Here is a 24457-nt window from a genome sequence, read left to right on the forward strand (position 1 = left end):
CGAGTAAGAGACGGCCTGTGTAATTACATGGGCCGTTTTTTTTATATTAAGACACTCTAAACAGAGTTATAGCCGACTCTCCAGGCAACCTTTCATCAGTGCAATCATACTGCTCAGCAAAGCATCCCCCTCCCTGCCTGCAAGCACTACTGCATAGGCAGGCCTGACAATAACGGGTGTACCTACTACCGGGAAAAGATTCCTGTTGGCCATGTGGCTGGCCACCATCGGCTCAGGAAGATAGGCAGCACCACCTGATTTCAGGATCATCTCAAGCGCTACCTTACCAACACTGGTATGCAGAAATGCCGGGATTGCCGTGCCAAAATGCTGCTGCATGGCGACAGCGAACGACTCTCCCCAATCCACATCGATAAATCGCGTCGATAGTGCCTCTTCCGCACTGATATCTTGCCTGTTGGAGACCATAATCAATGGAACTGGCCCCAGCTCCTCGACATACAGTCGTGGCAGCGCAGGCGCATCAAACATCACCGCAACATCAAGAGAACCATCCAGCAGCGAAGGCATCAGCGAGTTAGCAGTGTGCAGTTCAGCGCGAATCGTCATGGCCGGATCTGCCTGACTGGCTCCGATCATCCAATCGGTCAGGAAAATATTCCAGAGGGTATCGGTCGCGCCAGTCACGATGGATGCACTTGTACGCTCCGGCAGTCTTACCTCCTGACAGGCAACCACCCATGATGCCATAAGGTTTTCGGCATGGGAGAGAAAGCGTACACCGGCCGTGGTCAGAGAGACCTGATGTTTACTGCGTTCAAAGAGCTTTGCACCAAGCCTCTCCTCAAGAAGTTTAATGCGGGCACTCACCGCCGATTGGGTAAGGAAAAGCTGCTCGGCCGCTTTTCGGAAATGGCGGGTTTTTGCTACCTGCAGAAATGTTCGAATCAGATCGACATCCATAAGCACCTGTCCTTGATCACCGTGATCAAGATTATTTGATTTACTACCACCCCTGCAACTGAAGATCATCACCCCCGCAACAAACCTCATATGATGAGAGATATCCTGGGTAACACGAACAGAGGAGGTCACATGAGAACTAAAAAAGGCCGTATAGACAACAGAAAAGATATGCATAACCAGCCCAAAGAGAACAAACAGAGAAGAACAAGCAGCGAGAGTGATGATTTCGATAGCTGGGAGAGCTGGGATAGTGATGACTTCAGTGACATTACAGAGCACTTCTCACAGTCGATCGACAGATAAGAATCACTTTCATAGCTATCAATAGCACAAGGAGACCCAATGAAAAGAATAGCGCTCACCACATTGATGATTGCAGTAATGGCACTGGCACTTCAGCCGCTGATGGCCAATGCCGAAGAGGCCTACGAGTATGCTGAAGAGACATATATCGAAGAGCCTGCTACTGATACCGGTGAGAGTGAAGAGGCCGTTGAAGATAGTGGTGAAGAGGAGTCTTCTGCCGACCAGGAGAGTTACGAAGAGAATCAGCCTCATTAAGGTGAAAACCTTCGTTGATGGAAGCTGCCGGATATTGAAAGAGACAACGCCTCTCGAAATTTGGAAAATCCGGCAGCTTCCATCTTTTTCTCAACATGTTACGATCAAGCATGCCTGAACACGACGTCACATTCAGTATCGATGGTAACCCCGTCTCTGGCCAACTTCCGCTCCTGCAGGGAAGCGAAGGGCCCGCGGCTATTGATATTCGCCCCCTCTATCAGCAGCACGGCCTGCTAACATTCGATCCCGGCTTTAAATCCACTGCATCGTGTAAAAGCGCAATCACCTACATCGATGGTGATCAGGGCATCTTGCGCTATCGCGGCTACCCTATTGAAGAGATTGCTCACACCTGCAGCTTTACCGAGGTCACCCACCTGTTGATGCATGGTGAACTTCCCGATAGTTCTCAGCTGGCTGCCTTCAACGATACCATCCATGATCACAACCTGCTGCATGAACAGGTGATCAGTTTTTATCGCGGTTTTCGCCGTGATGCACACCCTATGGCGGTGATGGTCGGCGTGGTTGGTGCGCTCTCAGCCTTTTATCAGGATCTGCAGGACTACAGTAAACCTGAACAGCAGATGAAGGCGGCTATCCGCCTGTTTGCCAAGATGCCTGCCATAGCAGCCGCCTCCTACACCTACAGCATCGGTCGCCCGGCCCGTTATCCGGATAACCGTCTCGATTATGCGGGCAACCTGCTGCAGATGATGTTCGGCAAACCCAATGAACCCTATGAAGTAGATCCTGTGATTGCCAAAGCGCTTGATCTTATTCTTATCCTGCACGCTGACCACGAGCAGAACGCTTCGACATCCACCGTGCGCATGGCCGCCTCATCCGGTGCCAACCCCTTTGCTTGCGTTGCATCAGGCATTGCCACCCTTTGGGGCCCTGCACATGGTGGCGCCAATGAAGCAGTGCTGAATATGCTTGAGGAGATCGGCTCAATAGAGAATATCCCTAACGCCATCAGACGCGCCAAGGATCGCAATGATCCCTTCCGCCTGATGGGTTTTGGTCATCGGGTCTATAAAAACTATGACCCCCGCTCCGCCATTATCCGCGATATGACCAGATCGGTTCTCAAACACCTGAATATGGAAGATGAGCCGCTACTGGCCATCGCACTGGAGCTGGAACGTGTTGCCCTGAGTGATGAGTACTTTATTGAGAAGAGGCTCTACCCCAATGTCGACTTCTATTCCGGCATCATGCTCAGTGCCATGGGCTTTCCGCGCCGCATGTTCACTGCCCTGTTTGCCGTAGCCCGTACCTCCGGCTGGGTCAGTCACTGGCTGGAGTTGAAGAACGATACAACCCACGGCATTGACCGTCCGCGCCAACTCTACACCGGCCATATCCTGCGCCATATCAACAACACAAAATAGTGATTTCAGGCTTTTCAGCCGCTCTGTTTATCTCATCACTCTGCTTTTCTGGCAGCGCTGCTGATAGACAAGCTCCACTTCTAATGCGAAACTAAAAATATGCCTCTGCATCTTTTTTATTGATGGTAAATGCATGAAAGGAGAATCCGGATGCCTGAAGAGAACCTCGATACAAGCCCACTCTGGCACCATCATGAGAGTGATGCCGTCTTTAAACAGCTGGAGAGCAGTGCAGAGGGCTTAAGCAGTGCGCAGGTAGAGCAGCGCCTTGAACAGCATGGCCCCAACCGTCTCAAACCACAGGAGAAGCAGAGCCCGCTCACTCGCTTTCTTCTACAGTTTCATAATGTGCTGATCTATGTACTGATCGGTGCAGGCATCATCACCTCACTGCTTGGCCACTGGGTGGATAGCGGTGTGATCTTCGGCGTGGTGATTATCAATGCTATCATCGGTTACATTCAGGAGGGCAAGGCGGAGAAGGCACTGGATGCGATTCGCAATATGCTCTCTCAAAAAGCGATGGTAAAACGTGATGGCCGTTTTATCAGCCTCAGTGCTGAGGAGCTGGTTCCCGGCGATATCGTATCCCTGCAGTCCGGTGACAAGGTGCCTGCTGACCTGCGCCTGTTTAAATTGCGTGATCTGCGTATTGAAGAGGCGATGCTCACCGGTGAATCACTGCCAGCTGAGAAGAGCACACCAGCAGTTGCTGACAACGCCAGTATTGGTGATCGTAAAAACCTCGCCTACTCCGGCACGCTGGTCACCTATGGGCAGGGACAGGGCATTGTTGTGGCAACCGGTGATGCCACCGAGATTGGCCGCATCAGCGGTATGCTTCGCCATGTACAGACCCTGACCACGCCACTGCTCAAACAGATGGGCGTGTTCGGTCAGTGGTTAACCATCGGTATCACTGTCATTGCAGCCCTCACCTTCGGCTATGGGGTACTGTTTCAAGGCTTCACGGCTGCCGAGATGTTTCTTGCTGCTGTTGGACTTGCCGTAGCAGGCATACCGGAAGGACTGCCAGCGATCATGACCATCACGCTGGCCATTGGCGTGCAGCGCATGGCGCGAAAAAACGCCATTATTCGCCGTCTTCCGGCAGTCGAGACACTCGGCTCAGTCACAGTAATCTGCTCAGATAAGACCGGTACGCTGACCCGCAATGAGATGACGGTCACCAGCGTCACCACCGCCACTGGCATCGTCGAGGTGACTGGTAGCGGATACGACCCGCACGGCGTGTTCATTAAGGATGGTGAGCAGATTACGCTTGAGCATCATCCGCAACTGCGCGAAATGGCTCAGGCAGCCCTGCTCTGCAATGATGCCAGCATCAGTGAAAGCGCAGGCGTATGGAAGATGCAGGGGGATCCCACCGAAGGTGCGCTGGTCACCCTGGCCATGAAAGCAGGCCTGCCACAGCAGCAGCTGCAGGCAGAGTTTCCACGCATCGACACCATTCCGTTTGAATCAGAACACCGCTTCATGGCTACCCTGCATCATGATCACAGTGGCCATGGCTTTATCTATATCAAGGGAGCCCCGGAACGGGTACTGGATATGTGCCACCTGCAACGGCAGGACGGCGAAGATCGACCGCTAAACCGGGCACACTGGGAAGCCTGCATGAACTCTGTTGCCGGTCGCGGCCAGCGCTTGCTGGCTATCGCCTTTCGCACCACGTCGGCTGAACAGGGGAGTCTCTCCTTCAGTGATGTGAATGCCGAGCTTACCCTGCTCGGCATGGTCGGCATCATCGATCCGCCTCGTGATGAGGCCACAGCGGCAGTCAAAACCTGTCAGGATGCCGGTATCCGGGTTAAAATGATTACCGGCGACCATGCCATCACCGCCCGTGCTATCGCCGCGCAGATGGGTATTGGCGACGGTTCTTCGGTGGTTACCGGTGCTGATATAAGTCGCTACAGCAGTGATGAACTGCAGCAGGTTGCCCAGAGCACCAGCGTCTTTGCCCGCGTCTCTCCCGAACAGAAACTACAACTGGTTACAGCCCTGCAGGCCAATGGTGAAGTAGTCGCCATGACCGGCGATGGTGTTAACGATGCACCGGCACTTAAACGCGCTGATGTGGGTGTTGCCATGGGCATCAACGGTACCGAGGTGGCCAAGGAGGCTGCCGAGATGGTGCTCACCGACGATAATTTCGCCTCCATCGCCCGCGCTGTTGAAGAGGGGCGCACGGTTTACGACAACTTGAGAAAATCGATCATGTTTATCCTGCCTACCAATGGTGGCGAGGCGTTCATTATTATTGCCGCCATTGCCATGGGCACTGTACTGCCGATTACTGCAGCCCAGATCCTCTGGGTGAACATGATTACCGCCGTCACGCTGGCACTTACACTGGCTTTTGAACCATCAGAGCAGAATGTGATGCAACGCCCACCTCGTGATCCATCCGAACCGATCCTCTCTGGCTTTCTCATCTGGCGTATCACCTTTGTCTCGCTGATTATTGTCACTGGCACTTTTGGCCTGTTTCTCTGGGAGCAGGCACAAGGAAGCAGCCTTGAGGTGGCACGCAGTGTGGCGGTAAACACGCTGGTGATGTTTGAGATCTTCTATCTGTTCAGCGCCCGTTATCTGCTGGCTGCATCACTGACACGCGAGGGCATTTTCGGTAATCGCTATGTGCTATACGCCATCGGCCTTCTGATCATTTTTCAACTGCTGCTCACCTATGCGCCGCCGATGCAACTGATGTTCGGCACCGCCGATATGAGTGCTGCTGCATGGCTAAGGGTCGTGGCTGTTGCCAGCTCAGTACTGTTTCTGGTGGAGATCGAGAAGTGGCTGCTGCGCAGATGGCGCAAAAGTGACAACGCATAGAGAGTGAGCTATCAAACAGGCTGCTGAGGTTCAGGAGCAGATTAGAACGTCACACGATCATCCTGACTTCTCTCCAGCATCCGGATCCAGTCACGCCAGGCAGCGCTATAAGCCATGAATGAGTAGTGATCGAAGTCGTTATGGCCACCAGCAAGAAGAGTATTGGATTTGGGTTCATTTGCTGCATTAAATATCTGTTCACCCATCCACGATGGCGCAATCGTGTCATCGCGAGCAGCAATCACCAGTAGCGGCAGATGAACATCTTTGACCATGAGCTCGGTATCAAACTGACTTCTTGCCAGCCAGCGCAGTGGCATCCACGGATAGTGGTAAGCCGCCATATCAGCCATAGAGGTGAACGGGGTCTCCAGCACAAGTCCGGCCGCATTCACCTCACTGGCAAGTTTTGCTGCCACCGCCGCGCCAAGGCTGCGGCCAACAATAATCACCTCTTCCGGCCTCTTGCCCAGACGAATTGTGAGATCAGACCAGGCAGCACGAGCATCTTCATACAAGCCCTCTTCGCCGGGCTCGCCTTCACTCTTGCCATAACCGCGATAATCGAAGGCATAGACGGAAAAACCCATCGACTGCCACTGCCGATAGAGCGCCAGCCGGTGACTGATATTGCCCGCATTACCGTGAAAGTGGAGCAGCGTGAAACGTGACAGAAGAACAGGCATATACCAGCCATGCAGGGTGATACCATCGGAGGTGGAGATGAGCAGTTCCTCAAACGGCATGGCGGAATTAGCTGGTGTTGTGTTTATCTCCCGGTTCGGGAAATAGATAAACTGATCTTCAAACAGCACCATATAGCCCGAGACAACGGCGAAACTCAAGGCGATGATCAGCAGCAGTCGTTTGATGATAAACATATATACAGCATAGCCTAAAAGAGCCGTTCTGGCATCAGATGCCACCCTGTTTATGGGAGAGCGTCACCTGCTTGCAATTGCGCACCACGCAGAAAATCAGCTGCAGCCATAACCTTTTTACCCTCAGGCTGTAGCTCAGTAACACGGTAGATTGAACCATCGCCACAGGCGATATCGAGCCCTTCTGATATAGCAACAATCTGACCTGTTGAGATGTGATGTGAATCTGTCATCACCTGACCGGCAATCAGCTTCAGCCATTTGCCCGAGACCAGCGTGCGCACACCCGGACGCGGTGAAAAACAGCGCACCAGCCGGTCAATCTCGGCGGCCGGTTTTGACCACTCGATAATGCGCTCTTCATTGGTGATCTTCTTTGCGTAGGTGATCCCCTCTTCAGGCTGCGGTTCAGGCTGCAATCCGGCTGCAATTTTTGGCAATGTTTCAACAAGCAACTCAGCACCCATTGGCGAGAGTGTAAACCAGAGCTCTGAGCCGGTTGTTACACTGGTAATCGGCAGTATCTTGCAGGCATAGATACCACCTGTATCCAGCCCCTCCTCCATCTGCATGATGCAGACACCGGTCTCGGCATCACCGGCCAGAAGCGAGCGCTCAATCGGTGCAGCACCACGCCAGCGCGGCAGTAGAGAGGCATGCACATTAACCGGAGCAATGGCCGGCGCATCCAGCCACGCTTTGGGCAGGATCATGCCGAAGGCAACCACCACCAGAACATCACACTGCTTGCGCTTCAGCCACGCCAGCGCCTCTTCATTGTCGCGCAGCTTTTCAGGGGTAATGAGATCAATACCGGCATCGATAGCCGCCTGTTTAACCGCTGAAGGGGTCAACTTCATGCCACGTCCGGACTTTCGATCGGGCTGGGAAACCACGCCGACCACCTCGATACCGTCGGTATCGATTAACGCCTGTAGACAGGGAACGGAAAAACCGGGGGTTCCGGCAAATACTACGCGCATCTCAACTCCAGTTTATTCAATTCACCACAGAGGTCACAGAGGGCCGCTCTTACGCGTCCATGCGTTCGCGTCATAGGGGCTTCCTGCCCGGCAACGCAAAGGAATAACAGCAATCAGTATATTCTCTCTCTTCGTGCCCTTCGTGCCCTTCGTGGTTAAGATTTGTATAACTTCTTCATCTTCTTGGTGATCATCGCACGTTTGAGCGGGCTCAGGTAATCGATGAAAAGTTTGCCAATCAGATGATCGAACTCATGCTGCAAGGCAACGGCTTCAAAACCGTCGAAATCCTTCTCATGGGTATCACCCTCCATATCCTGCCAGCGCAGTCGCACTGCGGCCGGACGTGAGACATCACCATAAACCTCAGGCACAGAGAGACATCCCTCTTCCCAGGTCTCCATCTCATCGGACTTCCAGGTGAATTCAGGGTTGATCCACACCTTCAGATTACGGCTGCCTATCGGCTCACCATCATGACGCACCTCTTCCTTGCGCCATTCGGTATCAGTCACGGCAATCTGTAGTGCCACACCGATCTGCGTGGCGGCCAGGCCAACGCCCGGAGCATCATACATCGTATCAGCCATATCCTGGATGGTCTGCTTCACCTCATCAGAGAGGGGGAAGGCAACAGGTTTGGCGATCTCACGCAGTCGATCATCGGGATGAATAAGGATTTCACGAAGACTCAAAACGTACCTCCATTCCAGCCGAACATATCACGCTGTGGCGCCTCAAATTCGATATAGATGCGAGAGATATCAATCTCCAGTTCATGATGAATCAATGTCGATATTTTGTGTGAAACGTGCGCTGTATCAGCAGGTGAAAGTCCCAGACTTTTCAGCTCCACAAATGCCAGCGGTTGATCCGAACCGGCAAAGACCATCGGACGCTGATCTGAGAGTTCAACCATCACATAGGATTCCGGTTTGCCCAGGGCCAGTGCTGTACCAAGAGAACAACGCGCCAGAAAATCAGCATGGTTCTCCACCGCGACGTTGGTGTGTATGTGCAGGTAAGGCATCAGCCCTCGTCCTTTTTAGCGGCCTCTTCGGCCTGTTGTTGAGCCAACCACTCCAGATTCCTTCTTGCCTGCTCTTCGCGCTCCTGGTTTTTACCGTGGCGCATACGTGCAGTAGCGACATAGGCCAGCCACCAGAGAAATGCGCCAACTACCACAACAATTAACCAGAACTCCAAACTACTCACGATCCCGCCTCCACTGCTGCCACCACTTGCTCTGCCGCATCGGCACGCTGTTTCAGCTTACGATTTATCAGATTCACACCGGCCAGAATAAAGCCCAGCGCAATAAAAGCTCCCGGCGGAAGAATAAACATCAACACATCCGGATAGGATTCTCCGAACAGGACAAAGCCGAACAGCTCACCCTGCCCCAACAACTCACGCACACCACCAAGCACTACCAGTGCAAAGGTGAAGCCGGCACTGACAGCAAGCGCATCCACCACGGAATCAGAGACTGAATTTTTACTGGCAAACGCCTCGGCACGGCCAAGAATCGCGCAGTTCACCACGATCAGCGGAATAAACAAGCCAAGAACCAAGTACATCTCATGCATCCATGCATTCATCGCCATACCAACCACGGTCACAAATGCGGCAATAATCGTGATATAGGCTGGGATACGAACATTTTTAGGGATCACATCACGGACAAGTGAGACCACCAGATTGGAGCCCAGCAGCACCAGCATGGTTGCCGCCCCCATCCAGAGACCGTTCTCTGCAGATGTGGTTACACCCAGCAGCGGACACATACCGAGCAGCTGGGCAAAAATGGTATTGTTATGCCAGAACCCGTCGTAAAAAACTTCCGATTTAGTCAATCTTCATCTCCAGCTTCATCTCATGCTCCGAGGCGTGTTTGCCGCTGTTCTGCTGCTCGACAGCATTGAGAATAACCTGCCGCTGGCTGTTGTAAAATGCCAGCGCACCCTTCACCGCTTTTACTACCGCACGCGGCGTGATCGTGGCACCGGTAAACTGATCAAAATCACCACCATCTTTTTTCACCTGCCAGCTGCTTCCCTCCAGCATGCGGCCACTGAAGTTCTGTAACCAGTCGCTGTTTTTGACAATGCCATCACCAAGGCCTGGCGTCTCTCTATGCTCGGTCACCCGAATCGCATGGATCACACCGTCGGGTTTCAAACCAACAAGTATACGGATTGAACCTGAATACCCATCCGGAGCAATCACCTCCCAGGCAAAACCGCGCACATTACCCAACCCGTCCTTAGCCGGATAGATATCCACAGAAGCAACATGAAAACTATCGGCCTGAGCATCGTTAGCATGCTTGGGAAGCACCTGCGTCAACGCTTTGTGAAGTGCCTCTTTCTGGGCTCTGGCAATCGGTTCACGGGTCAGGATATCGGTCACCCCGAGAATCGCCGCAGCCAGCACTGCGACCACAACAATGGCCAGCACCATACGCATCTGATCACGATCAAATATCATGACTCATCCTTGATGCCGTGGCCATATACACGTGGCCTGAAGTAGTGGTCGATCAACGGTACCGCACAGTTCATCAGCAGCACGGCAAACATCGCACCCTCAGGATAGCCGCCAAAGCTGCGGATACTCCAGGTCAGCACGCCGCAACCGATACCGAAAACAATCTGCCCCATCGGTGTAACCGGTGAGGAGACCGGATCGGTCGCCATAAAAAAGGCGCAGAGGATCAGACCACCGGCAAAGAGGTGAAACAGCGGCGGTGTAAACTGCTCGGGATTGATCGCATTAAACAGACCTGCCAACAGCAGCACTGTGGCGATATAGGAGAAGGGGATATGCCAGGTGATGGTGTGGCGTGCGAGCAGGAATATACCGCCGATCAGCAGTGCCAACGCACTGGTTTCACCGATACTTCCCGCCTCAAAACCGAGGAAAGCGTTGAGATAACTGTAGTCATAGGCCTTTAGCGCTTCAACCACAGGTACACCCAGCGTCGCTTCTGTTTTCACATACCCCAGTGGCGAGGCCATGGAGATCGCATCAAAACCAAGCTTCAGTGAGTCAGGCCCGGCCAGGAAAAAGTTCAGACAGAGTGAGAAGTCATAAAGATTGAGAGCCGGTTCTGCTGCCGACATCGGCACAATCCATGTGGTCATATGCAGCGGGAATGAGATCAACAGAATAATGCGGGCTGAGAGTGCCGGATTGAAAATATTGTACCCCAGACCACCATAGATCTGTTTACCCAGTACAATGGCAAACACAGAGGCGAGCACCGCCATCCACCACGGCACCGCCGCAGGCAGGGTGAGTGCGAGAAACAGACCGGTCAGTGCTGCAGAATTATCAAGCAACGCAGTGAGTGGACGCTGCATCCATTTCAGACAGAGCGCTTCAGTCACCAGTGCCGTCACCATACAGGTGACAATCAGCAGCAGCGCCAACCAGCCGAAGAGATAAACACTGACCATTGTGGCAGGCAGCAGCGCCAGTATCACGGTCAGCATCACCATGCGAATCGAATCACCGCCATGGGCATGCGGTGGACTAAGCATCACCGGCATCAGCTCTTCTCCTGTGCAGCATCGGGTGCCGCCGTTTCGCTTTTCTCAACCGGCTTGGCCGGCGCATGATCGCGGCGCACGCGTGAGCGACGTGCCGCCTTCTCAGCCTTTTCCGCCTCAATACGCTTGTCACGTGCCTCGGAGCGTTTGCGCGATGCCTCGGCAAACACCTGTTCACGTCGCTGCTGGGCAATCTGTCCCTTGCCGTAACGGAAGTAGTGAACCAGAGGAATATTGGCCGGGCAGACATAGGAGCAGCTACCGCACTCAATGCAGTCGAAAAGCTGATAGTTCTCCGCCCTGTCAAACTGATCGCTACGGCAGGCATCAGCCAGCAGATTGGGCACCAGATGCACCGGGCACGCCTCACTGCAGTGACCACAGCGGATACAGGGCTGCTCTTCAGTGTGGGCCAGCATCATCGTCTCCGTGCGCATGGCCAGTAGTCCGGTGGTCGATTTAACCACCGGCACATCCGCACTCTTCAGTCGCTCACCCATCATCGGGCCACCATGCAGAAGATGCAGACCGGTAAGATCATCCAGACCACGACTTGCAAACAGGCTACGCACCGGCGTACCGAGCCGTACAGAGAGCGTAGCCGGATTTTCAACGGCATCTCCGCTCACCGTCACCAGTCGCTCAGTCAATGGTCTGGCCTGCACAACCGCCTCAAACAGCGCCTTGCTGGTGCCGACATTCTGACACAACACACCGACATGCATCGGCAACCGTCCTGCTTCCACCTCTTTACCGGTCAGTGAATAGATCAGCTGCTTTTCGCTGCCCTGCGGATAGCGGGTCGGAAGCACAACAACATGTACATCCTGCATATCGGTTGCTTGAGCCAATGCTCTACGCATCGATTCTGCGGCATCGGGTTTATTATCTTCAATGGCAATAATGCCCGATTTTGCACCGACCATATGCATGATTATGGCCATGCCGGTCAGGATATCCTGCGGTTTCTCAAGCATCAGGCGATGATCATTGGTCAACCACGGTTCGCACTCGATACCATTAAGAATCACCGTCTCAATCGGGAATCGTTTATCCTGAACCAGCTTGATAAAGGTCGGGAAAACCGCACCACCAAGGCCAGCCAGGCCGCACATACGCGCCCGCTCCCGCAACATTGCCGGATTAAGTTCGCGCCAGTTGGTCAGTGGTTCAAGGCTGTTGTCTGACGCATCATCACCATCAGACTCAATAAAGATACATGGCAGCCCCATACCCGATGGGTGCGGAATGGCATGCTCCTCAATTCTGACCACGCGACCTGAGGTTGGCGCGTGCACAGGTACGGAGAGATAACCTTCGGATTTGGCAATCTTCTGCCCGCGCAGCACCCGATCCCCCACCTTCACCAGCGGGCTGCAGGCCTCACCGATATGCTGTTTCATCGGCAGGATATGGACAGGTGCAATGGCCGCCACCTCAATGGGAAGTGCAGCGGTCACCTTATTCATCTCAGGATGCACACCACCGGCAAAGCTGTGTTGCAGTATCCCCAAACGCTGGGCAAGTTTTCTAAGCATGGCCGGCATGGGTTTCCCTCCGATCATGTCCCAACCGGGCACGCTGGGTATCCGGCAGAGGCCAGGCCCAGTGTTCAATCAGTTCAGGTTTCATCAGCATATCGATGCAATCCACCGGGCAGGGCTCAATGCAGAGTGTGCAGCCGGTGCAGTGATCGGTAATCACGGTGTGATACTGTTTGGGGGCCCCGATAATCGCATCAACCGGGCAAGCCTTGATGCAGAGTGTGCAACCGATGCACTCATCCTCACGCACAAAGGCGATCATCGGTGCCGTCGCCTCCGCCTCGAGATCTTTAGGCTCCACGCCCATAAGATCGGCAATCGCCAGCATGGTACGTTCACCACCTGGTACGCAGTGGTTCACATCCGCAGCACCACCTGAAACCGCTTCGGCATAGGGTTTGCAGCCGGGAAAACCGCACTGGCCGCACTGGGTCTGAGGCAGCAGGTTATCAATCTTCTCCACCATCGGGTCGCCCTCAACATGAAACACCTTCTGTGCCACAGCCAGAACGATACCGGCAACAAGTGCGAAGGCGCCGAGTGAGAGCAATGCATACAACAACTGAGTCATCGAATAGGGCCTTAGATCTTCACGAGGCCGGAGAAGCCCATAAATGCCAGACTCATCATGCCTGCAGTAATCAGCGCCAGCGGTGAACCTTTAAACAGTTCAGGTACCGGTGCGATCTCAATGCGTTCGCGAATGCCGGAGAAGAGGATCAGCACCAGTGCAAAACCAAGGGCTGCACCAAAGCCGTAGAGTGCGGAGGTGAGAAAGGTCTGCTCCTGCTGCACGTTAAGAATAGCCACGCCAAGTACCGCGCAGTTGGTGGTAATCAGCGGCAGGAAAATACCCAGACCCTGATAGAGAACAGGGCTGGTTTTATGGATCATCATCTCAATAAACTGCACCAGTGACGCAATAATCAGGATAAAGAAGATGGTCTGCAGATATTCGAGATCCAGCGGTACCAGCAGATACTCCTGCACCAGCCATGAAGCGGTGGATGCCAGTGTCATCACAAACATCACGGCAAAGGACATGCCCACAGCCGTTTCAACTTTGCCTGAGGTACCAAGAAACGGGCAGATACCAAGAAATTTGGTCAGCACATAGTTATTCACCAGTACAGCAGAGAGCAGGATAAGTGCGATTTCGGTCATGGCGCGGGAGTATAGGGTGATGAACAAGCTGCGTACACCGCATAAAACCCACACTTTTACCGTTTTTTCTTCACTTCAACCCTCTATTCAGCTGATATGACTCCTGCCACCTCGATTATCCCCCTGTTTAGAGGCAGCAAAACTTTCATTGAACATTCATCTTACTGCTTCTATCGTCGCCTCTGATTTTTATCACCACATGATTCTGGAGGATTCACAATGAAGCGTTTTCTGATCTCAATGTTTGCAGCCGCAGCACTTTCACTACCCACGGCTGCACTGGCTGGTCACGGCCACCATGGCGGCGGCAATCAGGCTGACTGCCCGCTCGGTGCCCATAAATGCGACAGCAAGGCGGCCTGCCCGCTCGGCCATAAAGATTGCGACAACCATAAAAACTGCCCGCTTGGTAAACATGATTGTGGTAAAGCCACCAGCATGGACAGCGACAAGGATGGTAAAGTTTCACTCAAAGAGTTCACCGCCTCCCACGCAGCAGGCATGGAAGCAAAATTCAAACATATGGATGCCAATGGCGATGGTTTTTTGACTGAAGCAGACAGTGAAGCGCGCAAAACCAAACGCATGGATGATTTCTTTGCCGCTGCCGATACCGACAAGGATGGCAAGTTGAGCAAAGCTGAGTATGCAGCTGCAAAAAAAGCACGTTATGGCAAAAAGAAAGCGTGTAAATTCTCCGACAAAAAATAAAGGCTCCGATTAACATCAAGGCTGCCGATCCTTTGGGTCGGTGGCCTTTTTCTTGCCTGCCAGAACTCGGCCATTAAGCTACTAACCATGAAATCCCATTTCTGGCTCCTCGCCCTGTTTCTGTTTGCCTCTCCATCCATCGCCGCAGAGACAATCACCCTGCATGGAGCCATCCATGCTGATCGCGACATCAGCGCTGTTGCCTTTTTTGACAATATGCTGGTGATCGGTGGCGATGAGGCAGTCGGAAAAAAGAATAACGAGAACTACATTCAACTGCTTGAAAAACAGGGCAATAACTATCGGGTCAGCAGCGACATTCTTATCTACAGCGGCAATAAAAAAAATGGCCGCGAACTCGATATCGAGGGCATCGCCGTCGATGATCGCCATATCTATATCACTGGCTCGCATGCACTGGCCAGAAAACGGGTGAAACTCGACAACAGCTATGAAAAAAACCTGCAGCGGCTGCAGAGCATCAAACCGGAACCGGGTCGCAAACAACTGTTCAGAGTGACGCTGGATCAGTCATATATCGTTGTCCAACGCCAACAGATATCACTGGCAAAACTCATTAAGAACGATCCTCTGCTCGCCCCTTTTGCCAGCATCCCATCCAAAGAGAACGGCATCGATATCGAAGGGATCGCAGTAAAAGATGGCCTGATCTATCTTGGCTTTCGCGGCCCTGTGCTGCGCGATGGTTTTGCACCTGTGATGCGCTTTGATTTCGATCAGCCCGAATCCAGCTACCAGCTTCTCTTTCTCAATCTTGAGGGGCGCGGCATCCGTGATATGGCAGCTGTCTCCACCGGATTTCTGATGCTTACAGGCCCTGTTGGCGATGAACCCCGCTCCTACCGGATCTACCACTGGGACGGTCGCGACTGCATACCCGGCACAGATAAAAAACAGCAGGGTAAAGTGACACTGCTGGCTGAGGTTGATCCACCTGCCGGAGGAAAAGCAGAGGGGATTGCTGTTATCAACGAAACAGCAGAGCTGTATCACGTGATCGCTCTGTTTGACGGCATCAGTGGTGGAGCCCCCCGTCGCTACACAATCTCCAGACCTGAGTTAGACTCCGGCCGCAAATGAACCGACCGGAGCGATAATGAGTGAAGAGACACTGCTGGAGTTCCCCTGCCAGTTCCCGATCAAGATAATGGGTGACAATAGCGCTGACTTTGAAAATGAGATTGTCGTGATTGTTCGCAAGCATGTTCCGCAACTTGGCGAAGCGGCTGTCAAATCAAAGCCGAGCAGAACTGGGAAATACCTCTCGGTTACCGTCACCTTTACCGCAGAAAGCAAGGTCCAACTGGATAATCTTTACCGGGAGGTGAATAGCCACCCGCAGGTCAAAATGGTTCTATAACATCCAGGGGGTTATAAGTTCCCTTGTCAGCAGAGAGGGCGTCGCCATGCTGCTCATACTGCCACGATCTTAGATACTCAAGAACAGCCTTCAGAGAAGCGGCTTTATTCAACTTGCCGCGATGTAAAATGTAATCGGCACACTGCGTATAATAGGGGTAACGAATCTCGGCCAGTTGCTGCAAAGTCGTTAATGCATCACGACCAACAATCAGTGGACGGTTTTTATCGCCTTGAATTCGGTTAGCGAGAAACTCAAGGGAGGACTTCAACCAGATCACCGGTGCATGCGCCTCCATCAGTGCCCTGTTCTCCGCACGCATCACAGCGCCGCCACCGGTTGAGAGAACCACAGGTTTACCAATCACCTCGGCCAATGCTTCACTCTCCAGATCGCGAAACCCCTCCTCGCCCTGCTCAGCAAAGATTTCGGGAATCGTTTTACCCGCCTTCTCAACGATATAATGATCCAGATCAACCAGCTTCAGACCAAGCTCTTTAGACAAAAGCTTTCCGATACTGGTTTTTCCACAACCCATCAGTCCGATGAGAACCGGATACACCTCTGACTGTATTTTAACCGAATCAACCATTTCCATTCCTTTCGCAACTGATCTTTATGCTGCTATGATGCCAAAATAAAAGCCGACAATGCGAGTGCAATCGTATCAGGCATCACAAACAGATAAAATGATCCAGTTTATGGTACGTGATTTGCTTCTGTCGGTGAGATAGAGATGCAACAGAGGAGTAACGACATGGCCGATGAAATTTCCCTTCGCCAACTGCTGAAGGTCATGGTGGATAAAGACGCCTCCGATCTCTACCTGATGGCCGGTGCCCCACCGGGTTACCGCATCAATGGCACCATCCTCAGACTTGGTGATACCGAGATGAATCCTGTTACGGTTGAGCGACTGGCAAGTGAGCTGATGACTGAAAAGCAGAAGGCCGATTTCGCCTCCAGCATGGAGATGAACCTCTCCTCTGCACATGCGGGTCTGGGCCGGTTTCGTGTCAATATCTATCGCCAGCGTGGCTCAGTTGGCATGGTGATTCGTCAAATCACCACCGATATCCCCAGTCTTGGCGACCTCAAGCTTCCCGAAGTATTCAAGGATATCTCGATGACCAAACGCGGACTGGTGCTGATGGTCGGTGCGACAGGTTCGGGCAAATCGACCTCCCTTGCGGCTATGGTGGATTGGCGCAACACCAATCAGGCTGGACATATCATCACCATCGAAGATCCGGTGGAGTTCATGCATCCCCACAAAAAATGTTTCGTCACCCAGCGTGAAGTCGGCTCTGATACCGTCTCATTTCAGGCTGCACTGAAAAATACACTGCGTCAGGCACCCGACGTTATTCTGCTTGGTGAGATTCGTGAACGTGACACCATGGAGCATGCCATCGCCTTTGCCGAAACCGGCCATCTGGCTATGGCCACGCTGCACGCCAACAACTCCAATCAGGCGCTGGAACGCATTATCAACTTCTTCCCTGAAGAGCAGCATCAGCAGGTGTATATGAATCTGGCCATGAACCTGCGCTCGATTTTATCCCAGCGTCTGGTTAAAACTGTGGATGGTGGCCGGGTAGCCGCCATTGAGATTCTGATTAACACCCCGCGCATTGCCGACCTGATTCTCAAAGGTGATATCAGTGCGATTAAAGAGGCGATGGAGAGTGGTGAGCAGCACGGCATGCGCACCTTTGATCAGGCCCTCTTCCAGCTCTGGAAAGATGAAAAAATCACCGAGGTTGAAGCACTGAGAAATGCCGATTCAGCCAACAACCTGCGTCTGAAGATGAAGATGCAGAGCATTGATGACGCCAACGATGGTGATGGTAAAACAGGTGTCGATGAGATTTTGCAGAATCGCTCAGATGACGATGATGGTATCGAGTTGTCAATCTAAGGATTCTCTGAAAAAGTCAGAGCATCCGTTCAGGCTACGGACGGCCTGCCAATATCATGCATGGTAAATGCTTGATATTGTAAGCAAAGACAAAACCACGCTTTTGCCTTTGCGCGCTAAAAAACTACATGGCCGTAGTTTTATAGCGTTTCCCTAACAGTAACAACAGAGGCGATTTACTTAGAGCTTTCGTAACTATTCAGTGGCTACATTCAGATCCACGAATGGTTCCAGCCACCTTATCTGCGCAGTGACGCATCCCCTCACAGTGACAATTGAGCACGAATTAAATACAGATAACCAGAACTACCACGCTTATTCGTGTGCATTCGTGGTTCGATTTTCTGTTTTTTAGCAGTGCTAAATAGTCACGAACTCTCTTACTCCTCTGAAGTCATGCCCTCCTGATAACGAATCACCTGATTGCGGCCCGTGTCTTTAGCCTGATACAAGGCCACATCAGCAAGTTTCGCGCACTCCCAGAAGTCATCGTTATCATTCGGGTAGATGGCATAACCCAGCGACATGGTTTTGGTCAGCGGCCCTTTCGGTGTTTTGAATGAGTGCTCCTCCATCGCCTTGCGAATACGTTCACCGGAGAGCATGCCGCCCTCCTCATCCGCATCAATCAGCAATGCAAGAAACTCTTCGCCTCCGAATCGAATCAACAGGTCGGCTTCGCGAAGCGTTTTTCTCATGACTTCACATGCGCCCTTCAACACATCATCACCCACATCATGACCATATGTGTCATTCACATGTTTAAAGTGGTCCAGGTCGCACATCAGGATACCAATCGTACTGTTTCGACGCAGAACGCCGGAAGTAACTGTCTCAAGGTGCTCTTCCAGAAAACGGCGGTTATAGAGGTTGGTCATCGGATCACGCAACGATGATTCCCGCAGCGACTTCATAAGCCGCTTGGTCTCAATAACAGGTGCAGCCTCATCCATAAACGATTGCAGCACTGGCAGCTCAGACATCACCATAGCTTTCTCTTCTTCAGAATAGACAACCTGTAGCACACCACCAACCGATCCGGAGAGCATCATAGGCAGACAGAGATGATATAAGCCATTCTCAGTATCTCGCCCTGCAAACGATGGGCATATATTTTCGGCATCATGTGAATTGGTGATCATCGCTGTCCGTTTAGCCCGACAAAAATCACAGTTCAGAATCACATCCTTCTTACACCACAGATCCATACCTTCAGGCAACCCGCCGGTAAACACTGCATTCAGACGATTTCTGGAGTTAGAGACCTCATAAAATGAGTAGCGACTGAAGTGTAACTGCTGCTCCAGAAGCTGCTGGAATCGGGAGTAGACATCTTCAAGGGTGCGATCATTCTCAATGATCTGCTTAAACTGTGAAACCATCGCCATGGTGTGAACTACCGACACCGTGGTGTGCAGCAAGTTTTCACGCTCAGCGATCTGACGATGCCCGGTCAACGTATCGAGATCCTTGGTGATCGAACCGATACTGTTATCCAGCACCTCCATAAAATGGTTGGTACGCTCGGCAATTTCGCCAATCTCATCACTACTGCGTTTGACCATACGGCCTGAGAAGTCTCCCTCCTCAGCCAGTGACACCGTGTGATTCAGCTCCTCGGTAGCATGCTCCATAGGATTGAGAAAACGCCTGAGAGCAAAGGCAAGACCACCGGCAAAGAGCAGGAACAACAGTGAAATACCAACCGTATCCCTGATCGCCTCATAGAATTGCTGGGTAACATCCATCTCCAGACTAACCACACCAATCACATCACCCTCGTTGCCAACATGGCATGCCAAACAGTTCATTTCGTTATCCTTGATGGCAATATAGGGGATAGAGTAGGTGTATCGTACGCGATCTCCGGAGATCAATTCAGACTGCTCCTCACCGGTAGCAAGCACCCTCTTCTCCATCTCGGTAACCTGGGTGCGCACACTCATATCAATCTCGTATTGATCGATCACACTTTTGGCTGGCACAACAACACCACCCACCAGACCGGGAATATTCTTCAGGTTTTTGATGTAGGGGTCTTTGTGCTCGGCCTGGCCCTCAGTCATCTCATGGGTAACCGTAAGCCGGATCATCTCAGCACCCATCTGCGCCTGACGCTGCAAGGCATTAAGGCTATAGCGGTGATAAGAGATGATGGAGGTGGCAGCAAATACGGCTACAACAAGAAGACTACTGATGATAATGAGAAGCTGACTCTTATGGCGAAGTTTCATATACCCTCCTGTGCAGCTTGCCCGTATCTCTACTCAGCCATCTGCATTAATAGGAATCTAACATATTCTATGCCAATAAATGGTTTATTTTGTTTTTCTCTGCATGTATCCGACAAAAGGGCGTCATAATAATCAGATGATCGGCTCGCACACTTCCAGCTTCTGGCTCTCTATAAATGCAATCAGCGTAGCTTTCGCAGCGTTTGTATCTCTCGGATCACAGGCCACAACATGGTTGGAATCGATCCCCATTGTCGCCGCAATATCGGCAGGAGAGAGCGCAGCTTCCAGATCAGATTTGGTGACTAAAATAAGCTCCGGGATATTGATACGCTCTCCGAAGTGATCGTAGATATAGCTGACCTCTTCGATTGATTCAGGGTCGGAGCCATCAACCAGAAATAGAATCGCATGCGCACCCACAGCAAGTATCTCCCACATAAAATCGAACCGGCGCTGGCCGGGCGTGCCGTAGAGATGCAGCTCCATACCTTCTGAGGGATAACAGATGCCATGATCCATCGCTACGGTGGTCAGATCTTTCATGCCTGCGACATCATCAGTTGCACTCTCATTGGTGCAGACCACCGGCACATCACTGAGCGTGCGGATCAGCGTTGTTTTTCCCGCATTCACCGGCCCGGTCACCACTACTTTCACAACCCTGTTTACCACAGCACCTCCCAAAACAGAGCTACCCTTCGGCTGCCCCTCACCCAGTGAGAGAAATTAGACTTAATCGAGGATCAAATCCACCCTTGGCATAGATTTTAGCTTGGCATCATCGATTTTGGTGCGGCAGCCAAACAGTCGCTCAGTTGTTATGCCATGTGCTTTAAGTGCATCCATCACCACATCAGCACGTGTCTCTGCAAGCAGCAACAGCTCCTCATCGCTTCTGGCCGTGGCTGGTTCTACCTTAACAGCAGCATCAGCTGCTGGCGGTTTCGCCACCGGCTCACCCTCAATGCGTGTGGCAACACCACAGACTTGAACACGGAACTGCTCGCTCTTTTTCAATAGCCCGGCAATTTTGGAGATATAGTCTGTCATCTCAGGATTCAGTGATACTCCAAGCTCAGTAAAACCAATCGGTGTCAGCTTCGGCTTGGCCGCCTCCCTGATCAGATCACTGGCCAGATCAGCGGCAAGAATGATGCTGCCGTAGGGTTGCAATGCCAGTGTAGCGTAGGTCATCGCCCCGGCACTTAAGGAGGACATCAGCGCCTTATTAATAATGGCATTAAGATTGATGTTCGGGTCATCAAGATTACCGCTGATCGGCACCTCCATCTCAATATCACCACGATCATCGCGCAACATATCCAACGCCATGCCAACCGGCATGCCGATACTCTGCTCCGCCTTGCCCGGCTGATCAGAGTCACCCAGCTCCAGCTTACGGATCAGCAGCTTGTTATTGGCACTGATGATGTTCTTATCAATGTTGACTGCAGTGTTCAGATTAAACTGCCCGGTCTGAATCGATTTGCCGAAATCCGATTCAATGAATCCGCTCAAACCCGGCATCTCGAAGTTCTTCACGGTCACCATGAGCTCAGTTTTCAGTTTTTTGGCATGCGGTCGAATCTTACCCTTGGCGCTCATCTCTCCGTACTTGCCGATGCCCATCTGCATATCAAGTATGCCGTCACGTTTGCCGGAGAGATCCAGTGGCGCAAAGCGGAACTTTTTGACGCTCATTTTCGTATCAAGTGGTGGTGAGAGTGACTCATCGCGATAGGCAACTTTACTGCCCGCACTGATAATCAACTCATCAACTATGACAACCGGATCTTTTGGCTTCTCTGCCTTTGCTGCCGTTTTAACCGGCTCTTTTTTGTTTGGCTTCCCGGCCTCTGCTTTCGGCTTGCTCGCCAGTTCATCCAAGACAACAAACTTGCCACTCTTCTGCTTAATCAGCGTGGTATCCAGATCGTTAAACTGCAGTTTTTTCAGGTGATAGATGCCATTGGTATCCAGCGTTGCACTACTGGCAACAATCGCACCGATTGAACCCATCGACTTCTTGCCTGATGCAGGCAGTTTAACCTTGTTCAGCGCGAGTGAGTCAAAGCTCCCCTTCTCAGCACTTGTCATGGCAAAATTCTTCAGGGATACCCCATCAATAGCAGCAAGAAGTTGCTTGCCCTGCTGCTGTTTGAGATCAAAGCCCTGCATGGCCAGTGATTGCAGGTTCACTGTTTTGCCCGGTTCCATTTTCAAGTCGGCAAGTTCAAGGCGATTCAGGCGCATGCGGTCATCGCCACCACTCATACCATCAGCCTGCAAGGCTTTGAGAATCAGGGAGGCAACCTTGATCTGACCCTTTAGATCCGCATCAATTTTCTGCACATCAATGGCGGCAAACTGCAAACTACCTGCACCGGTAAGTTGTGGCTGCACGCTCACATTGGTGATGTTAACCGATTCAAGTTTATGGCTGTTGATGCCAGCCATCTGCAGGTTATTCACTGCAAGCGACTCCACGGCAGCCAGCGGCTGACCATCTGGCTGAGCAAGCTTGAGACCGGCAAGTTTAACCACGGTATCCTCACTCTTCAGTGAAGCTGCAATGTCCTCTGCGCCCATGGAAAAGAGTAGTTTTGCTGTCAAATCCAGAGTCTCGTTATTCACCCGGTAACCAAAACCGCTGAAACTTGTTTCACCCACTTTCAGCGCTGTCTCCAATGTCTGCTCACTGCCCATCAGATTGGAGAGATTAAGTTGCAGGGAATCGACTGGAAGCTTGAGCTGCATATCCTGGCCATTCACATCAACCAGCAGCCGATTGATCTGGAGATCATCCACCACCGCCAGCCATTGTGCATCTTCTGACTCAACCGCGACTGCCTCACCCTTTGCGGGCTCTACAGCCGGCTCAAGTTTAATGTCGGCCAACTGCCACTGTTGCTGCGCATCCTGATGCAGATTCAGGTTTACACTGTCGAGTTCCAGAGAACGCACATGAACAATCTTCTTGAACAGTGGCAACCAATCAACATTCACTGCCAGACGCTCGATATTCAGACCGTCACCGGCCTTTAACCCCTGCAGTACAAACTCGCCGGAGAAGAGATTGAGATCAACATTCTCTATCTCAGCCTGCGGCACACCATGCTCCTGCAGCCACTTCTCTGCCGAATATTCGATGGCCAGTGGCAGCAGTGAAATCACCAGCAGGAGTAACACGACGAAACCTGCCAGAATAGCGATTTTCCAATTCAATCTGGAAGAGTAAGCCACTTTGGTTGTGGATTCTGTTGCACCTTCTGTTACACCATCGGTTGTGGCTTCTGTTGTATCTTCTGAGCGTTCTTCAGCCATCTGATGACTCCCGTTTTATTTTAATCCAGCCTGTTCAATGTCAATGGTCCTGAGATCAGGATTATGAGCATCGGGCCAAAGGTATACCTTAATCGCATCGTTCGAGATCATATGAGGGGCGCGATCCGGCCATTCAATCAGTGCAATCCAGGGTGGCTGCAGATAGTCGCGCACACCCAGCATCTCAATCTCATCAGGATCATCAAGCCGGTACCAGTCCATATGCGTCACACGACAATCTTTTCCGTCATACTCCTGAATAATGGCAAAGGTGGGGCTGGGAAGTGCGGCATCGGTGACTCCGAGTGCACGCATCACTGCTCGCGAGAAAAAACTTTTACCCGCACCAAGCTCACCGTAGAGCGCCACCACATCTCCCGGTTTAAGGGTGGCGGCAAAACGCTGCGCTAAGGCCGCTGTTTCCGCTTCACTATGACAGACTGTTTTCAAGAGCGTGTTATTTAGCGCCAACCAGAGCTTTGATGACATCATGTTTACAGATCATGCCAACCACCGAGTCACCATCGAGTACAGGCAGATGATGTACATGTTTATCCCCCATCACCGAGGCGATCTCATTGAGGTCTGAATCGACAGTCACTGTGGTGACATCGGTCTGAACCAGGTCTTCAGCACGCATCGCCTGCATACGTGTCAACTCCTCTTCAAATTTCGCCTCACCCATCGGAATTATCATATCAAACAGGGCAACGGCGGTAGGCACATGCAGATTCTTCTGCTGGTCAATCAGGTCATTCTCGGTAATCACACCCAGCAGTCGCTGATCATCATCGACAACCAGGATACCGCTCAGATCTTCAACAGCAAAACGCCGGGCAATCTCATCCACCATGGTGCTCAGATGGCAGTATGGTGGATTGGTATTCATGATGTCGCGGGCAAGAATTTTTGAATAAGGCATAAGAATCCTCCTGATACCTTCATTATAGACCAGATCGGGGTGATGATACACTCGCAATGCATGGTACACAGCGATCATAGCCTTC

General features: G+C 52.0%; 26 protein-coding genes. 8 read left to right on the forward strand and 18 right to left on the reverse strand.

Features of this window, described 5'->3' with window-relative positions:
• Positions 1-66: 66 nt before the first annotated feature.
• On the reverse strand, positions 67-1014 hold the full coding sequence (locus F3F96_RS02995; protein ID WP_176961785.1) for a LysR family transcriptional regulator: 948 nt from the start codon (positions 1012-1014) through the stop codon (positions 67-69).
• Between the two features lie 42 nt (positions 1015-1056).
• Between F3F96_RS02995 and F3F96_RS03000 the strand changes: the two genes are divergently transcribed.
• The 4 genes from F3F96_RS03000 to F3F96_RS03015 all read left to right on the forward strand — a co-directional run bounded on the left by F3F96_RS03000 (position 1057) and on the right by F3F96_RS03015 (position 5750).
• Positions 1057-1230 (forward strand): hypothetical protein, encoded by a 174-nt coding sequence (locus tag F3F96_RS03000; RefSeq protein ID WP_176961786.1) that lies wholly within the window; start codon positions 1057-1059, stop codon positions 1228-1230.
• Positions 1231-1269: 39 nt separating this feature from the next.
• Complete coding sequence (locus tag F3F96_RS03005) at positions 1270-1488, forward strand: hypothetical protein (RefSeq protein WP_176961787.1); 219 nt, start codon at positions 1270-1272, stop codon at positions 1486-1488.
• Between the two features lie 110 nt (positions 1489-1598).
• Positions 1599-2888, forward strand: a complete 1290-nt coding sequence (locus F3F96_RS03010) for a citrate synthase (RefSeq protein ID WP_206675265.1) — start codon at positions 1599-1601, stop codon at positions 2886-2888.
• A 150-nt stretch (positions 2889-3038) separates the two neighbouring features.
• The gene (locus F3F96_RS03015; protein WP_176961789.1) at positions 3039-5750 is read left to right on the forward strand and encodes a cation-transporting P-type ATPase; all 2712 of its coding nucleotides are present in this window, start codon (positions 3039-3041) and stop codon (positions 5748-5750) included.
• Between the two features lie 41 nt (positions 5751-5791).
• Here the strand turns inward: F3F96_RS03015 and F3F96_RS03020 are convergent, their stop codons facing one another.
• From F3F96_RS03020 to rsxA, 11 genes are all read right to left on the reverse strand, one after another.
• The gene (locus tag F3F96_RS03020) at positions 5792-6631 is read right to left on the reverse strand and encodes an alpha/beta hydrolase (protein WP_176961790.1); all 840 of its coding nucleotides are present in this window, start codon (positions 6629-6631) and stop codon (positions 5792-5794) included.
• A gap of 50 nt (positions 6632-6681) precedes the next feature.
• Positions 6682-7614: a methionyl-tRNA formyltransferase gene (fmt, locus tag F3F96_RS03025; RefSeq protein WP_176961791.1), complete on the reverse strand. Its 933-nt coding sequence runs from the start codon at positions 7612-7614 to the stop codon at positions 6682-6684.
• Between the two features lie 155 nt (positions 7615-7769).
• Positions 7770-8309 carry a peptide deformylase gene (def, locus tag F3F96_RS03030; RefSeq protein ID WP_176961792.1) on the reverse strand — a complete coding sequence of 180 codons (540 nt, stop codon included), beginning with the start codon at positions 8307-8309 and terminating at the stop codon, positions 7770-7772.
• A complete protein-coding gene (locus F3F96_RS03035; protein ID WP_176961793.1) occupies positions 8306-8644 on the reverse strand; it encodes a phenylpyruvate tautomerase MIF-related protein in 339 nt (112 codons plus the stop codon). Before F3F96_RS03035 ends, def begins: the two co-directional genes overlap by 4 nt.
• Entirely contained in the window at positions 8644-8829 is a 186-nt protein-coding gene (locus F3F96_RS03040; RefSeq protein WP_176961794.1) for a hypothetical protein, read from the reverse strand. The genes F3F96_RS03035 and F3F96_RS03040 overlap by 1 nt, the downstream gene beginning before the upstream one ends.
• Positions 8826-9470 carry an electron transport complex subunit RsxE gene (gene rsxE / locus F3F96_RS03045; RefSeq protein ID WP_176961795.1) on the reverse strand — a complete coding sequence of 215 codons (645 nt, stop codon included), beginning with the start codon at positions 9468-9470 and terminating at the stop codon, positions 8826-8828. The genes F3F96_RS03040 and rsxE overlap by 4 nt, the downstream gene beginning before the upstream one ends.
• Complete coding sequence (locus F3F96_RS03050) at positions 9463-10104, reverse strand: RnfABCDGE type electron transport complex subunit G (RefSeq protein WP_176961796.1); 642 nt, start codon at positions 10102-10104, stop codon at positions 9463-9465. The genes rsxE and F3F96_RS03050 overlap by 8 nt, the downstream gene beginning before the upstream one ends.
• On the reverse strand, positions 10101-11168 hold the full coding sequence (locus F3F96_RS03055; RefSeq protein WP_176961797.1) for an RnfABCDGE type electron transport complex subunit D: 1068 nt from the start codon (positions 11166-11168) through the stop codon (positions 10101-10103). The genes F3F96_RS03050 and F3F96_RS03055 overlap by 4 nt, the downstream gene beginning before the upstream one ends.
• On the reverse strand, positions 11168-12715 hold the full coding sequence (rsxC, locus tag F3F96_RS03060; RefSeq protein WP_176961798.1) for an electron transport complex subunit RsxC: 1548 nt from the start codon (positions 12713-12715) through the stop codon (positions 11168-11170). Before rsxC ends, F3F96_RS03055 begins: the two co-directional genes overlap by 1 nt.
• On the reverse strand, positions 12699-13283 hold the full coding sequence (gene rsxB, locus F3F96_RS03065; protein ID WP_176961799.1) for an electron transport complex subunit RsxB: 585 nt from the start codon (positions 13281-13283) through the stop codon (positions 12699-12701). The genes rsxC and rsxB overlap by 17 nt, the downstream gene beginning before the upstream one ends.
• Before the next feature lie 11 nt (positions 13284-13294).
• Entirely contained in the window at positions 13295-13876 is a 582-nt protein-coding gene (gene rsxA / locus F3F96_RS03070) for an electron transport complex subunit RsxA (RefSeq protein WP_176958002.1), read from the reverse strand.
• Between the two features lie 219 nt (positions 13877-14095).
• Between rsxA and F3F96_RS03075 the strand changes: the two genes are divergently transcribed.
• From F3F96_RS03075 to F3F96_RS03085, 3 genes are all read left to right on the forward strand, one after another.
• Positions 14096-14587: an EF-hand domain-containing protein gene (locus F3F96_RS03075; RefSeq protein WP_176961800.1), complete on the forward strand. Its 492-nt coding sequence runs from the start codon at positions 14096-14098 to the stop codon at positions 14585-14587.
• A gap of 87 nt (positions 14588-14674) precedes the next feature.
• Positions 14675-15688 carry a DUF3616 domain-containing protein gene (locus F3F96_RS03080; RefSeq protein ID WP_176961801.1) on the forward strand — a complete coding sequence of 338 codons (1014 nt, stop codon included), beginning with the start codon at positions 14675-14677 and terminating at the stop codon, positions 15686-15688.
• Positions 15689-15704: 16 nt separating this feature from the next.
• The gene (locus tag F3F96_RS03085; protein WP_176961802.1) at positions 15705-15968 is read left to right on the forward strand and encodes a YbeD family protein; all 264 of its coding nucleotides are present in this window, start codon (positions 15705-15707) and stop codon (positions 15966-15968) included.
• Here F3F96_RS03085 and F3F96_RS03090 read toward each other — a convergent pair.
• A complete protein-coding gene (locus F3F96_RS03090) occupies positions 15952-16560 on the reverse strand; it encodes a shikimate kinase (RefSeq protein ID WP_176961803.1) in 609 nt (202 codons plus the stop codon). The two genes, F3F96_RS03085 and F3F96_RS03090, sit on opposite strands and share 17 nt — an antisense overlap.
• Before the next feature lie 165 nt (positions 16561-16725).
• Between F3F96_RS03090 and F3F96_RS03095 the strand changes: the two genes are divergently transcribed.
• Positions 16726-17889, forward strand: a complete 1164-nt coding sequence (locus F3F96_RS03095) for a PilT/PilU family type 4a pilus ATPase (protein WP_176961804.1) — start codon at positions 16726-16728, stop codon at positions 17887-17889.
• 380 nt (positions 17890-18269) lie between these two features.
• On the opposite strand, the gene F3F96_RS03100 is transcribed toward F3F96_RS03095, so the two are convergent.
• The 5 genes from F3F96_RS03100 to F3F96_RS03120 form a co-directional block, all read right to left on the reverse strand.
• On the reverse strand, positions 18270-20123 hold the full coding sequence (locus F3F96_RS03100; RefSeq protein WP_176961805.1) for a diguanylate cyclase: 1854 nt from the start codon (positions 20121-20123) through the stop codon (positions 18270-18272).
• A 132-nt stretch (positions 20124-20255) separates the two neighbouring features.
• On the reverse strand, positions 20256-20798 hold the full coding sequence (locus F3F96_RS03105) for an ATP/GTP-binding protein (protein ID WP_176961806.1): 543 nt from the start codon (positions 20796-20798) through the stop codon (positions 20256-20258).
• A 60-nt stretch (positions 20799-20858) separates the two neighbouring features.
• Positions 20859-23450, reverse strand: coding sequence for a DUF748 domain-containing protein (locus F3F96_RS03110; RefSeq protein WP_176961807.1), 2592 nt, complete (start codon positions 23448-23450; stop codon positions 20859-20861).
• Positions 23451-23465: 15 nt separating this feature from the next.
• The gene (tsaE, locus tag F3F96_RS03115) at positions 23466-23939 is read right to left on the reverse strand and encodes a tRNA (adenosine(37)-N6)-threonylcarbamoyltransferase complex ATPase subunit type 1 TsaE (protein WP_176962181.1); all 474 of its coding nucleotides are present in this window, start codon (positions 23937-23939) and stop codon (positions 23466-23468) included.
• Positions 23908-24372 (reverse strand): CBS domain-containing protein, encoded by a 465-nt coding sequence (locus tag F3F96_RS03120; protein WP_176961808.1) that lies wholly within the window; start codon positions 24370-24372, stop codon positions 23908-23910. The genes tsaE and F3F96_RS03120 overlap by 32 nt, the downstream gene beginning before the upstream one ends.
• Positions 24373-24457 lie beyond the last annotated feature (85 nt).

The sequence above is a fragment of the Mariprofundus sp. NF genome (assembly GCF_013387455.1).
GTDB lineage: Bacteria > Pseudomonadota > Zetaproteobacteria > Mariprofundales > Mariprofundaceae > Mariprofundus.

Excerpts from the sequence above, each read along its gene's own strand:
- F3F96_RS02995 (WP_176961785.1), bottom strand. The coding sequence starts at position 1,014 with ATGAGGTTTGTTGCGGGGGTGATGATCTTCAGTTGCAGGGGTGGTAGT.
- F3F96_RS03000 (WP_176961786.1), top strand. The coding sequence starts at position 1,057 with ATGAGAACTAAAAAAGGCCGTATAGACAACAGAAAAGATATGCATAAC.
- F3F96_RS03005 (WP_176961787.1), top strand. The coding sequence starts at position 1,270 with ATGAAAAGAATAGCGCTCACCACATTGATGATTGCAGTAATGGCACTG.
- F3F96_RS03010 (WP_206675265.1), top strand. The coding sequence starts at position 1,599 with ATGCCTGAACACGACGTCACATTCAGTATCGATGGTAACCCCGTCTCT.
- F3F96_RS03015 (WP_176961789.1), top strand. The coding sequence starts at position 3,039 with ATGCCTGAAGAGAACCTCGATACAAGCCCACTCTGGCACCATCATGAG.
- F3F96_RS03020 (WP_176961790.1), bottom strand. The coding sequence starts at position 6,631 with ATGTTTATCATCAAACGACTGCTGCTGATCATCGCCTTGAGTTTCGCC.
- fmt (WP_176961791.1), bottom strand. The coding sequence starts at position 7,614 with ATGCGCGTAGTATTTGCCGGAACCCCCGGTTTTTCCGTTCCCTGTCTA.
- F3F96_RS03035 (WP_176961793.1), bottom strand. The coding sequence starts at position 8,644 with ATGCCTTACCTGCACATACACACCAACGTCGCGGTGGAGAACCATGCT.
- F3F96_RS03050 (WP_176961796.1), bottom strand. The coding sequence starts at position 10,104 with ATGATATTTGATCGTGATCAGATGCGTATGGTGCTGGCCATTGTTGTG.
- F3F96_RS03055 (WP_176961797.1), bottom strand. The coding sequence starts at position 11,168 with ATGCCGGTGATGCTTAGTCCACCGCATGCCCATGGCGGTGATTCGATT.
- rsxC (WP_176961798.1), bottom strand. The coding sequence starts at position 12,715 with ATGCCGGCCATGCTTAGAAAACTTGCCCAGCGTTTGGGGATACTGCAA.
- rsxB (WP_176961799.1), bottom strand. The coding sequence starts at position 13,283 with ATGACTCAGTTGTTGTATGCATTGCTCTCACTCGGCGCCTTCGCACTT.
- rsxA (WP_176958002.1), bottom strand. The coding sequence starts at position 13,876 with ATGACCGAAATCGCACTTATCCTGCTCTCTGCTGTACTGGTGAATAAC.
- F3F96_RS03075 (WP_176961800.1), top strand. The coding sequence starts at position 14,096 with ATGAAGCGTTTTCTGATCTCAATGTTTGCAGCCGCAGCACTTTCACTA.
- F3F96_RS03080 (WP_176961801.1), top strand. The coding sequence starts at position 14,675 with ATGAAATCCCATTTCTGGCTCCTCGCCCTGTTTCTGTTTGCCTCTCCA.
- F3F96_RS03085 (WP_176961802.1), top strand. The coding sequence starts at position 15,705 with ATGAGTGAAGAGACACTGCTGGAGTTCCCCTGCCAGTTCCCGATCAAG.
- F3F96_RS03090 (WP_176961803.1), bottom strand. The coding sequence starts at position 16,560 with ATGGTTGATTCGGTTAAAATACAGTCAGAGGTGTATCCGGTTCTCATC.
- F3F96_RS03095 (WP_176961804.1), top strand. The coding sequence starts at position 16,726 with ATGGCCGATGAAATTTCCCTTCGCCAACTGCTGAAGGTCATGGTGGAT.
- F3F96_RS03100 (WP_176961805.1), bottom strand. The coding sequence starts at position 20,123 with ATGAAACTTCGCCATAAGAGTCAGCTTCTCATTATCATCAGTAGTCTT.
- F3F96_RS03110 (WP_176961807.1), bottom strand. The coding sequence starts at position 23,450 with ATGGCTGAAGAACGCTCAGAAGATACAACAGAAGCCACAACCGATGGT.
- tsaE (WP_176962181.1), bottom strand. The coding sequence starts at position 23,939 with ATGTCATCAAAGCTCTGGTTGGCGCTAAATAACACGCTCTTGAAAACA.
- F3F96_RS03120 (WP_176961808.1), bottom strand. The coding sequence starts at position 24,372 with ATGCCTTATTCAAAAATTCTTGCCCGCGACATCATGAATACCAATCCA.